Annotated in this window: 8 protein-coding genes; 2 read left to right on the top strand and 6 right to left on the bottom strand. The window is 72.0% G+C overall.

What is annotated here, in order from left to right; translation table 11 throughout:
* Positions 1–11: 11 nt before the first annotated feature.
* The 6 genes from SCK26_RS29085 to SCK26_RS29060 all read right to left on the bottom strand — a co-directional run bounded on the left by SCK26_RS29085 (position 12) and on the right by SCK26_RS29060 (position 7,966).
* A complete protein-coding gene (locus SCK26_RS29085) occupies positions 12–560 on the bottom strand; it encodes a hypothetical protein (RefSeq protein ID WP_318204298.1) in 549 nt (182 codons plus the stop codon).
* The gene (locus SCK26_RS29080; protein WP_318204297.1) at positions 545–1,678 is read right to left on the bottom strand and encodes a ParA family protein; all 1,134 of its coding nucleotides are present in this window, start codon (positions 1,676–1,678) and stop codon (positions 545–547) included. Before SCK26_RS29080 ends, SCK26_RS29085 begins: the two co-directional genes overlap by 16 nt.
* Positions 1,679–2,104: 426 nt before the next feature.
* Positions 2,105–3,220: an alanine dehydrogenase gene (ald, locus tag SCK26_RS29075; protein WP_318206121.1), complete on the bottom strand. Its 1,116-nt coding sequence runs from the start codon at positions 3,218–3,220 to the stop codon at positions 2,105–2,107.
* 144 nt (positions 3,221–3,364) lie between these two features.
* Positions 3,365–5,443 (bottom strand): tetratricopeptide repeat protein, encoded by a 2,079-nt coding sequence (locus SCK26_RS29070; protein WP_318204296.1) that lies wholly within the window; start codon positions 5,441–5,443, stop codon positions 3,365–3,367.
* A 164-nt stretch (positions 5,444–5,607) separates the two neighbouring features.
* Positions 5,608–6,234, bottom strand: a complete 627-nt coding sequence (locus tag SCK26_RS29065) for an NUDIX hydrolase (protein WP_318204295.1) — start codon at positions 6,232–6,234, stop codon at positions 5,608–5,610.
* Positions 6,235–6,316: 82 nt separating this feature from the next.
* Complete coding sequence (locus tag SCK26_RS29060) at positions 6,317–7,966, bottom strand: CTP synthase (protein ID WP_318204294.1); 1,650 nt, start codon at positions 7,964–7,966, stop codon at positions 6,317–6,319.
* A gap of 542 nt (positions 7,967–8,508) precedes the next feature.
* Here SCK26_RS29060 and SCK26_RS29055 point away from each other — a divergent pair.
* Together SCK26_RS29055 and SCK26_RS29050 are read left to right on the top strand one after the other, a co-directional pair.
* Complete coding sequence (locus SCK26_RS29055) at positions 8,509–10,311, top strand: glycoside hydrolase family 15 protein (protein WP_318206120.1); 1,803 nt, start codon at positions 8,509–8,511, stop codon at positions 10,309–10,311.
* Positions 10,312–10,388: 77 nt separating this feature from the next.
* Positions 10,389–11,747, top strand: coding sequence for an FAD-binding oxidoreductase (locus tag SCK26_RS29050; RefSeq protein WP_318204293.1), 1,359 nt, complete (start codon positions 10,389–10,391; stop codon positions 11,745–11,747).
* Positions 11,748–11,848 lie beyond the last annotated feature (101 nt).

Raw genomic sequence — 11,848 nt, 5'->3', positions numbered from 1 at the left:
GCAGGCTATCGCTACCGCCCGCGCAGCCGACGTACGAGGATGCTCGCGTCCCCGCGGGACTCCAGGTCGGCCAGGACCACGGCCACCGCCTCGCGGACGATCCGCCCGCGGTCCACCGCGAGCCCGTGCTCGCCGCGGAGCACCAGGCGGGCGTGCTCCAGGTCCATCAGTTCCTCGGCCGAGACATAGACGGTGATCTTCTCGTCGTGCCGTTCGCGTCCGCTGGGCCGCCGGGTCGCCGCCCGCCCGCGCTTGCGCGGCTGCGCGGCGGCCGCGCCCTCCTGCGCCGCCTGGCGGCGCACCGGGCGGGTGCGGGACTCGCCGGTCTCGGCCGGCTCGGCGTCCGCCGCCACGTGCTCCGCGCCGTCTCCGTCCCCGCCACGGACGGGCACCGACGGCGGTACGTCCTCGGCGGCGGCCGTCTCGTCGCTCTCCCCGGCGGGAGCCGGCACCCGGGCCTCACCGCCCGCCGCGCGCCGGGGAGTCGACGGCTGGAGCGCCGTCCCTCCTGTCGTGCGGAAGAGTTCGTCGGCCCCCGGCAGACTCACTCGGCGTGACACCGGGCGAGCACCTCCCTGGCGAGCTGGCGGTAGGCGGCGGCACCGACGGAGTTGGAGGCGTACGTGGTGATCGGCTCGCCGGCGACCGTGGTCTCCGGGAAGCGGACCGTGCGCCCGATGACCGTGTGGTAGACGTGATCGTCGAACGCCTCGACGACCCGGGCGAGCACCTCGCGGCTGTGCACGGTGCGCGAGTCGTACATCGTGGCGAGGATGCCGTCGAGCTCCAGCTCGGGGTTGAGCCGCTCCTGGACCTTCTCGATGGTCTCGGTCAGCAGGGCCACACCGCGCAGCGCGAAGAACTCGCACTCCAGCGGCACGATCACCTTGTGAGCGGCCGTCAGGGCGTTGACGGTGAGCAGGCCGAGCGAGGGCTGGCAGTCGATCACGATGTAGTCGTAGTCGGGCAGCAGGGGCTTCAGGGCCCGCTGGAGCGTGGACTCGCGCGCGACCTCGGAGACCAGCTGGACCTCGGCGGCCGACAGGTCGATGTTGGAGGGCAGCAGGTCCATGTTGGGGACCGCCGTCTTCAGCAGGACCTCGTCCGCGGACATGCCCCGCTCCATGAGCAGGTTGTAGACGGTGAGGTCCAGCTCCATGGGGTTGACGCCGAGACCCACCGACAGCGCGCCCTGCGGGTCGAAGTCCACGAGCAGCACGCGCCGGCCGTACTCCGCGAGCGCGGCACCCAGGTTGATGGTCGACGTCGTCTTGCCGACGCCGCCCTTCTGGTTGCACATCGCGATGATCTTCGCGGGGCCGTGGTCGGTCAGCGGGCCCGGGATCGGGAAGTAGGGCAGCGGGCGTCCGGTCGGGCCGACGCGCTCACGGCGCTGACGGGCCGCGTCGGGCGCGAGCGTGGCCGCGTACTCCGGATCGGGCTCGTACTCGGCGTCGGGGTCGTAGAAGTGCCCCTCGGGCAGTTCGTCGTAGTCGGCGAAGTGGTTGTGGGGCGCGCCACTTCCGTCGCCGGCCATGGCGTTCACGTGATGGCCATCCATGCTCTGGTGTGCTGTCCCGGCCGTCCGAGGACCGGAACTCTGGTGGGCTGCGAAGGTGCGCACAGCTACGGAGCCGACAGCCTCGAATCCCGCGGGGCCCTGGCCCCGGACCGGCATTCCTGGTTGACCACCCCCGGGAGAAAATGTCGACTCATTCACAAGTCGTCTTACCTCCTTGGTGACCAGGAAACTTCTAGACAAGGTCAGCGTGGCACCATGCCGACGGTTGGCGACTCTATGGCGTGTCGGCGGTCCGCAGCAACACAATCCGCCGGACCCGGCAGGATGTGTCGGCAATGAAACATGTCGCTGTCAAGGGCGTACGGCCGTCGCACAGCAGGTTTCCCGGGTGTGCGAATCGGTCGAAGCGTTACGTTCGAGGCGAGTTGACCGAGAGCCGCAAAGTGACCATACACACATCCGGCCGGACCTTGTCGGGCAAGGTCCGGCCGGGTGTGCGTGATTGACGAGCCGTGTTGACGAATCGCCTTTTGGCGGGCGGCGACTTGACGACCCGCCCGGTCGTCGCCTGCGCGCGGCAGGTCAGCCGAGCAGCGAGTCCAGCTCGACGTGGGGCAGGCCGTGGGCCTCGGCGACCTCCTTGTAAACGACCTTGCCGTCATGGGTGTTGAGACCCTTGGCGAGCGCGGCGTCGCGGCGCAGCGCCTCCACCCAGCCGTTGTTGGCCAGCGAGACGATGTACGGCAGCGTCGCGTTGGTGAGCGCGTTGGTGGAGGTGTTGGGCACCGCGCCGGGCATGTTGGCGACGCAGTAGAAGACCGAGTTGTGCACCTTGAAGGTCGGCTCGGCGTGCGTGGTGGGACGAGAGTCCTCGAAGCAGCCGCCCTGGTCGATCGCGATGTCGACAAGGACACTTCCCGGCTTCATCCGGGACACCATCTCGTTGGTGACCAGCTTCGGGGCCTTGGCACCCGGGATGAGGACCGCGCCGATGACGAGGTCGGCGTCGAGGACGGCCTTCTCCAGCTCGAAGGAGTTGGACATGATCGCCTTGACCTTCGTGCCGAAGATCTTGTCGGCCTCGCGCAGCTTGTTGATGTCGCGGTCGAGCAGGGTCACCTCGAAGCCCATGCCGATGGCGATCTGGGTGGCGTTCCAGCCGGAGACACCGCCGCCGATGACGACGGCCTTGGCCGGGGTCACGCCCGGGACGCCGCCCGGCAGCACGCCGCGGCCGCCGGCCGCGCGCATCAGGTGGTAGGCGCCGACCTGCGGGGCCAGCCGGCCCGCGACCTCGGACATCGGGGCGAGCAGCGGCAGGGCGCGGTTCGCCAGCTCGACGGTCTCGTAGGCGATGGCCGTGGTGCCGGACGCCAGCAGCGCGTCGGTGCACTCCTTGGACGCGGCCAGGTGCAGGTAGGTGAAGAGGGTCTGGTCCTTGCGGAGGCGGTGGTACTCCTCCGCGATCGGCTCCTTGACCTTCAGCAGCAGGTCGGCGGCGGCCCAGACCTCGTCCGCGGTGTCCAGGATGGCGGCACCGGCGGAGACGTACTCCTCGTCCGTGATCGAGGAGCCGAGGCCGGCGCCCCGCTCGACGACGACCTGGTGGCCGTTGCGCACCAGCTCGTGCACGCCGGCGGGGGTGATCGCCACCCGGAACTCGTTGTTCTTGACCTCGCGGGGGATGCCGACCTTCACGTCGATCACGGTCCTTGGCTCAGAGGGTATGGGGGTGCAATACAGACGTACCCAGACATGCGGGGGCATACCGGGAGACGCCGCAGGAGTGTGCGGCAGAGCCAGTCTAATGAAGGTGTTCCGGCTGTCTAGCCTTTCATTGCATCAATCTTCGCTGGATGTGCTGCGGATTTCGCAGGCGTTAGCGTCATGTTCCGGCCTTGCGTCGTCCTCTGGTCGCTCCTCACCCAGCATGCGCTCGGCCGCCGCCCGGTGCAGCCGGGCCGCCGCCGGGTCGCCCAGGCGGTCCAGGGTGTCGGCCAGCCGCAGCTGCACCGCGGCCTGGAGCCGGGCGTCTTCCGCGCGCCGGGCCCACTCCACCGCCTCCTGGCAGGTGCGCAGCGAGTCCTCGGGCCGTCCCGCGTACTCCTGCACCCGGGCGATCTCGCTCAACGCCCGTGCACTGGCGGCGACATCGCCGCTCCTGCGGTAGCCGGCCAGGGCGGCCCGCCAGTTCCGGAGCGCCTCGCCGTAGCGGCCTGCGTAGGTGTGGGCGGTGGCGATCCTGCCGTACAGCCGGGCGGCCTCCGGCGCCTCGTCGCGAGCCAGCCGCTCGGCCAGCGCCCGGCCGAACCAGTCGGCGGCCCGGTCGTGATCGCCCAGCTCCTGGTAGGCGCCGCCTACGGATTCCATCGCGCGGCCGGTGGCGTACGGGTCGTTCGCCTCCCGCCCGGCGTCCAGCGCGGCCCGGTAACGCGCCAGCGCCTCCCGGGTGCGGCCGGTCTGCGCGTCCAGATCGCCCAGGTTCAGCAGCGCCGCCGCCTTCTCCCTGGGCAGCCCGCGCCGCTCGGCGACGTCCAGGACGAGGCCGTGCACCCCGTACAGGTCGGGGGCGGCGGCCTGGGTGCCGACATGTGCCGCCATGGCCCGCACCAGCTGGGACATCAGCCGGCGGGCGAGGGTGTCCAGCTCCCCGTCGGCCACCGCCAGGCGCGCCGACGCCAGCAGCGCGGGCCGCCGGATGCGCAGCCAGTCGGCGGCGGCCCGCGGGTTCGGGAAGCGCAGCGCGGGCGGCATGCCGTTCAGCTTCTCCCGGGCCTGCGGGCTGTCCGTCTCGGTGATCGCCCGGCAGGACTGGAGCAGCCGCACCGTCCGCTCCAGCATCCGGGCCCGGGCGAGCTGCAGCTCGGCGGGCCGCTCCTGGCTCTCGGCCAGGGCGCGCAGCAGCGGGTACAGCCGGCCGGGGACCTCGTACTGGGGCAGCGGGGAGTCCACCGCGCGCAGCAGGCCGAGGACGGCGAGGTCGTCCAGGGTGGCGCGGGCGGCGTCGACCGAGCAGCCGGCCAGCGCGGAGGCGGTGTGCGGGTCGGCGAGACCGGCCGGGGCGAGGCAGAGCAGCCGCAGCATCCGGGCGACCGGAGCGGGCAGCTGGTCGTAGACGAGCCGGAAGACACGGGACAGCGGGGTCGCCTCCGCGCCCTCCGTGCCGTCCCCGGCGGCCGTCGCGTGCAGCCGCTTGGCGAGGTCGGAGACGGCCGCTTTGGGACGGGCGGCGAGCCAGCCGCCGGCCAGCACCAGCGCGCCCGGGTGACCCTGGCAGGCCTCCACCAGGCTCTCCGCGGAGCGCGGGTCGACGGTGACGCGGACCCCGCCCGCGTAGCCGGTGAGCAGGTCCACCGCGGACTTGGTGTCGAGGCCGCCGAGGGTGCAGGGGCGGACGTCGGCGATACCGGTGAGCGGGCCCCGGGAGACGGCGACCACCAGGCAGTCCGGGTCCTCCGGGAGCAGCGCGTCGACCTGCTCGGCGCCGGCCGCGTCGTCCAGCAGCAGCACCGTCCGCCGGCCCACGAGGGCCGCCCGCAGGGCGGCGGCGAGGTCGTCCTCGGCGGCCCCGGCGGGGGCGGGCAGCTCCAGCGCCTCCAGCAGCCGGCGGGCCACCCGCTCGACGGGCACCGGGGTGCCGTCGGGCTCGCCGAGCCGGGCCCGCAGCACTCCGCCGGGGTAGCGGCCGGCGAGCCGGCGGACGAGTTCCTCGGCGAGGCTGGTGCGGCCGGAGCCGGGGCGGCCGGCGATGAGCAGGACGCGCGCGCGGGGGGCCTTGCGGCCGGAGAGGGTGTCCAGGCCGGCGCGCCCGATGTCGGCGCACAGCTCCTTCAACTCCCGGCCGCGGCCCAGGAAACGGTCCTTCGGGACCGGGTGCGCGGACAGCTCCGCACCGTCTGGGTCCACCGCCTGATCCGTCACGGGCCACACTCCCGTCCCACCGCACGCGCAAGCCCGCCGGTGTCTTCCGGGACGGGCGTTTCCAGAGCCTAGTTCACGCTCTGCGACGTACCCGGAGGAGCGCGGCGAACGCATCGCCCGATCGGATCAGGCGATGGTCACACGGATGGCCCGGACGGGTCCGGTCAGCTCTCGAAGGGGCGCGCGGGCCAGGCCGCGTCGGCGGGACGCAGCGCGTCCAGCCCGTCTCCGCCGCGGGCGGCGACCAGGGAGAGCACGCCGACCACGAGGCAGTTGTTGTGTACGTCCCCGGCCAGGATCCGGCGCACGAGTTCGCCGACCGGCACACGCGCGTGCTCCATGTCGGTCTCCTCGTGCTCCGCCGCGAAGCGCTCCCCGTCGGCCTCGGACAGACCGCGGGCGAGGAAGATCCGCACGGCCTCGTCGCAGCCGCCGGGAGTGGTGTAGACGTCGGTCAGCACCCGCCAGTCCTCGGCCTTGACGTGCGCCTCCTCGTACAGCTCCCGCTGGGCGGCGTGCAGCGGGTTCTCGCCGGGCACGTCCAGCAGACCGGCCGGGATCTCCCACAGCTTGTGCCGGACCGGGTGGCGGTACTGGTTGATCAGCAGCACCCGGTCCTCCTCGTCCAGGGCGAGGACGGCGACGGAGCCGGGGTGGACCTGGTAGTCCCGGCGGACCACCGAACCGTCGGGCATGACCACGTCGTCCGTGCGGACGGCGGTCTTGTTGCCCGTGAAGGGGGTGTCCGTGGCCCGGATCTCCCACTCCGCGGGGGTGTCCTTGATCGTCATGCCCTGTCCTTCCACGCGCACACAGTGAAACCGGGGTGCCCACCTCGAAGGTGCGCACCCCGGCCACCGTACAACCGGCGTGTTACTCGGCGGTCTTCCGCTCGACGGCGGCCTTGACGAGGCCGGCGAAGAGCGGGTGCGGGCGGGTGGGCCGGGAGCGCAGCTCGGGGTGGGCCTGGGTGGCGACGAGGTAGGGGTGGACGCCGCGCGGGTACTCCACGTATTCCACGAGCTTGCCGTCGGGAGAGGTGCCGGAGAAGACGATGCCGGCCTTCTTCTCCAGTTCCGCGCGGTAGGCGTTGTTGACCTCGTAGCGGTGGCGGTGGCGCTCCTCGACGTACTCCTTGCCGTCGTAGACCTCACGGACGATGGAGCCCTCGGCGAGCTTCGCCGGATACATGCCCAGCCGCATCGTGCCGCCCAGGTCGCCCTCGCCCGCCACGATGTCCATCTGCTCGGCCATGGTGGAGATCACCGGGTGAGCGGTGCCCGGGTCGAACTCGGTGGAGTTGGCGTCCGGGATGCCGGCCAGGTTCCGCGCGGCCTCCACGACGATGCACTGCAGGCCCAGGCACAGCCCCAGCAACGGGATCCCGTTCTCCCGGGCATAGCGGATCGCGCCGACCTTGCCGTTGACACCGCGCTCGCCGAACCCGCCGGGGATGCAGATGCCGTCCACGTCCGCGAGCTGGGCCTGGGCACCCGCCGGGGTCTTGCAGTCGTCGGAGGTCACCCACTTGATCTTCACCCGGGCACGGTTGGCGAACCCGCCCGCGCGCAGCGCCTCGGTCACCGACAGATACGCATCAGGCAGGTCGATGTACTTGCCCACCAGCGCCAGGGTGACCTCGTGCGCGGGATTGTGGACACGGTCGAGCAGGTCGTCCCAGGTGCTCCAGTCCACGTCCCGGAACGGCAGGTCCAGCTTGCGCACCACATAGGCGTCCAGGCCCTCGGTGTGCACGACCTTGGGAATGTCGTAGATCGAGCGGGCGTCGGGACAGGCCACCACCGCGGCCTCGTCCACGTCGCACATCAGCGAGATCTTCCGCTTGATCGCGGTGGGCACCTCACGGTCGCAGCGCAGCACGATCGCGTCGGGCTGGATGCCGATGTTGCGCAGCGCCGCCACCGAGTGCTGGGTCGGCTTGGTCTTCAGCTCACCGGACGGGCCGATGTAGGGCAGCAGCGAGATGTGCACCACGAACACGTTGTCCCGGCCCACCTCGTGACGCACCTGGCGCACGGTCTCCAGAAACGGCAGCGACTCGATGTCACCGACCGTGCCCCCGACCTCGGTGATCACCACATCGACCTCGTCGGTGGCCATACGCCGGATACGGTGCTTGATCTCGTTGGTGATGTGCGGGATGACCTGCACCGTGTCACCCAGATACTCCCCGCGCCGCTCCTTGGCGATCACGGTGGAGTACACCTGGCCGGTGGTCACGTTGGCCGAACCGTCCAGATCACGGTCCAGGAAACGCTCGTAGTGACCGATGTCCAGGTCGGTCTCCGCACCGTCGTTGGTGACGAACACCTCACCGTGCTGGAAGGGGTTCATCGTGCCCGGGTCGACGTTCAGATACGGGTCGAGCTTCTGCATCACGACACGCAGACCGCGGGCCTTGAGCAGCATGCCCAGACTGGAGGCCGTCAGACCCTTGCCGAGCGAGGAGGCGACACCCCCGGTGACGAAGATGTGCTTGGTCGTCGTGGATTTGGGCGGCATGGCCAAGAGGGGGCTCCCGTGGTCGCTGGCGGTGATGCGGGGCGGCTGCCGTCCCGGAGAGTTCCGGGGGTGCCGTCGCTGCGGTTCGGGGGGTTTTCTCCCACCGGTCCACGGGCTACCAGCGTATCAGCGCCTGAGCGGGATGGCTTCCGGCCACGCTCCGCGCTCGTCCGTGCACCGCACGGGGCTACGCGTGTCACTCGCGCAACTTTCGCAACCGTCCGGGCACACGGTTCTCACCCGGCGCTCACTCGTTCGGCTCATACAGGTTGCCCGGAGGGGCACCCGGATCATCTGCATGCGTCGTATCCTGCTCGGACACTCACTGCCGAGCCCGGCCGGTAACGACGGCACACCCCCGCCCGTACCACCCGGAACAACGAGAGCGCGGCAGTTCGTTGAGCAAGGACCGTCGTGTTGCCCCAGGGCTGGGCGGGCTGCTTTGCTTCATCGCTCAACGACACACATCAACCAACCCTTGACCGCACTAGCGACAGCCCCCTGCGCGGGGGTGTGACGTGGCCGTTCGACTGGAGTTGCACGTGGCCGGGCGCATCGAAGACTACGCACTCATCGGAGACATGCAGACCGCCGCACTGGTCTGCCGGGACGGCACGGTGGACTGGCTGTGCCTGCCCCGCTTCGACTCGCATGCCATCTTCGCCGGCCTGCTGGGCACCGAGGAGCACGGCTTCTGGCGGCTCGGCCCGGCGCACGCGGCCGACGCCGAGCCACCCACGGCCGCCCGGCGCGGCTACCGCGGCGACTCCCTCATCCTGGAGACCGAGTGGGACACCCCGCGCGGCACGGTGCGCGTGACCGATTTCATGCCGCCGCGTGACGGTGCCCCGCAGCTGATCCGGATCGTGGAGGGCGTCACCGGCCGGGTGCCGATGCGCTCCGCGCTGCGGATGCGGTTCTCCTACGGCCGGGTGGTGCCGTGGGTGCACAAGCACGAGGGCCGCACGGTGGCCGTCGCCGGACCCGACTCCGTGTGGTTCGACACGGAGGCCGAGACCTACGGCAAGGCGCTGACGACCTACGCCGACTTCACCGTGGCCCCGGGCGACCGCATCGCCTTCACCATCTCCTGGCAGCCCTCGCACAAGGAGCCGCCGCCGCTGCCGGAGCCGGAGACCTCGCTGGAGGCCACGGAGGACTTCTGGCGCGAGTGGGTCGAGCACTGTACGTACCACGGGCCCTACCGCGAGGCGGTGATCCGTTCGCTGATCACCCTGAAGGCGCTGACCTACGCCCCCACCGGCGGCATCGTCGCGGCCCCGACCACCTCCCTGCCCGAGGACATCGGGGGCGTGCGCAACTGGGACTACCGCTACACCTGGCTGCGGGACGCGGCGATCACGCTGTCCTCGCTGCTGCGCACCGGCTACCGCGAGGAGGCCCGCGCCTGGCGCGAGTGGCTGCTGCGGGCGGTCGCCGGCGACCCGGAGAACCTCCAGATCATGTACGGCATCGCCGGCGAGCGGGAGCTGGGCGAGGCCGAGCTGGACTGGTTGCCGGGCTATGAGAACTCCGCCCCGGTCCGCGTCGGCAACGGCGCCGCGCACCAGCTCCAGCTGGACGTGTACGGCGAGGTCACCGAGGCGCTGCACCTGGGCCACATGACCGGTCTGGCCCGCAACGACTACGCCTCCCTGCTCCAGCTGAAGCTGATCCGCTATCTGGAGGACCACTGGCAGGAGCCGGACGAGGGCATCTGGGAGGTGCGCGGCCCGCGCCGGCACTTCGTGCACTCCAAGGTGATGGCCTGGGTCGCGGTGGACCGCACCATCAAGCTGATCGAGTCCGGGGACGCGGACGGCCCGCTGGAGCGCTGGCGCGAGCTGCGCGACGACATCCACCGGGACGTGTGCGAGAAGGGCTACGACAAGGAGCGCAACACCTTCACCCAGTCCTACGGCTCCAAGGAACTGGACGCCTCGCTGCTGCTGATCCCGCAGATGGGCTTCCTGCCGCCGGACGACAAGCGGGTGATCGGCACCATCGAGGCGATCCAGCGCGAGCTGTCCACCCCGGACGGGTTCATCCTGCGTTATCCGACGGAGGGCGAGAGCGAGGGCGTCGACGGCCTGCCCGGCGACGAGGGCGCCTTCCTGGCCTGCTCGTTCTGGATGGCGGACGACCTGGCGATGATCGGCCGGGTGGACGAGGCCCGCAGGCTGTTCGAGAAGCTCCTCTCGCTGCGCAACGACCTCGGCCTGCTCGCCGAGGAGTGGGACCCGCGGCTGAAGCGGCAGGTGGGGAACTTCCCGCAGGCGTTCAGCCATGTGCCGCTGATCGACACGGCGCTGCGGCTGACGGCGTCCGGGGCGTACGGAGGGTGAGTTCCCCGCCTCGCTCCCGGGGCGCTCGCGCCTAGGCTGGAAGCGGACCCACCCCCTCTCCCGGAAAGAGGGCGGTCATGGCTTTCCGTTCCAAGGCGCACTCGGCTCTCGCCGCCCTCCGTGAGGATCTGGCCGGCGAGGTGTTCGCCCCGTGGGACCCCGGGTACGACGCGGCCCGCGCGGTGTCCGGCGCACGGGCCGAGCGGCGGCCGGCCGTCATCGCCCGGTGCGCGGACGCGGCCGACGTGGTGCGGGCCGTCCGCTTCGGCCGGGACCTCGACCTGCGGATCGCGGTGCGCGGCGGCGGCCGGGGCCTCGCCGGTACGGCCTCCGGCGACGGCGCGCTGATGGTGGACCTGCGCCGGATGCGCCGGGTGGCCGTCGACCCGGTGGCCGCGGTGGTCCGGGTCGAGGGCGGCGCCACGACGGGCGACCTGGACCGGGCGGCTCTGCCGTACGGCCTGGCGACCCCCGGCGCACGGGCCCGCGCGACCGGCGTGGCCGGTTTCGTGCTCGGCGGCGGCACCGGCTGGCTGGACCGCGCCTTCGGTCCGGCCGTCGACCATCTCCTCGCCGTGGAGCTGGTGACCGCCGGGGCCGAGCGGGTGCGCGCGAGCGCCGACGAGCGTCCCGAGCTGTTCTGGGCGCTGCACGGCGCAGGCGGCAACTTCGGCATCGCCACCGCGCTCACCCTGCGGCTGCGCGGGCTGCCGCGCTTTTCCCTCGCCCGGCTGCTGTATCCGCCCGGCCTCGCACCGGAGGTGGTCCGCGCCTTCCGGGAGATCCTCCGCACCGGGCCGGACGAGCTGAGCGGCGCGGTGCTGTACTCGTCGCCGCATCCGGAGGACGGCCCGCTGTGCGCGGCCGTGCTGACCTACGCCGGCGACGCGGACGGGCTGCGCGCCCTCGCCGGGCCGTTGCGCGCACTGCCGCACACCCGGGAGCGGACCGGCGAGGTGCCGTACACGCAGGCGCAGCGCCTGCTCGACCTTCCGGCGGGGCTGCGCCTGCACTGGTCGGCGGAGTGTCTTTCCGGGCTGTCGGAGGAGGCGGTGGACGCCTTCTGCGCCGGGGCGGAGGGCATGCCGGTGCCGTCCCGGTCCCGGCAGCTGCTGTTTCCGCAGGGCGGGGCGGTCGCCGCCGGTCCGCGCTCCTTCCCGGTGGCCTCCCGGGACGCCCCGTGGATCGCGCATCCGTGCGCGGCCTGGGCGGACCCGGCAGACGACGCGCGGGCGCTCGGCTGGGTGCGGGACGTCCGCGCCGCCGTACGGCCGTGGCGCACCGGGGCCGTGTGCCTGGACCTCGTCGGCGAGGAGGGCCCCGAGCGGGTCCGGGCGGGGCTGGGCGCCGGGAACATGCTGCGGCTGGAGAAGGTGAAGCGGCGGTACGACCCCGACGACGTCTTCCGCTTCCACCACAACGTCCGGCCCGTGTGAGGCCCGGCGGTCGGAGTGCGGAACCCGGGCCGGCTTGACGGGGATCGCGCGGTGCCGCTCGCGCGGGCCCGGTGACCGCCGCCGTGATCGGCCGGGGATGT

Origin of the sequence: Streptomyces sp. SCL15-4 (assembly GCF_033366695.1) — a bacterium.
Taxonomy (GTDB): domain Bacteria; phylum Actinomycetota; class Actinomycetes; order Streptomycetales; family Streptomycetaceae; genus Streptomyces.
This window is presented reverse-complemented; position numbering and strand designations above follow the sequence as displayed.

Bases quoted from the DNA above. Each gene is read 5' to 3' on its own strand.
- SCK26_RS29080 (WP_318204297.1), bottom strand. From the start codon at position 1,678: ATGCCGGTCCGGGGCCAGGGCCCCGCGGGATTCGAGGCTGTCGGCTCC.
- SCK26_RS29065 (WP_318204295.1), bottom strand. From the start codon at position 6,234: ATGACGATCAAGGACACCCCCGCGGAGTGGGAGATCCGGGCCACGGAC.
- SCK26_RS29060 (WP_318204294.1), bottom strand. From the start codon at position 7,966: ATGCCGCCCAAATCCACGACGACCAAGCACATCTTCGTCACCGGGGGT.
- SCK26_RS29050 (WP_318204293.1), top strand. From the start codon at position 10,389: ATGGCTTTCCGTTCCAAGGCGCACTCGGCTCTCGCCGCCCTCCGTGAG.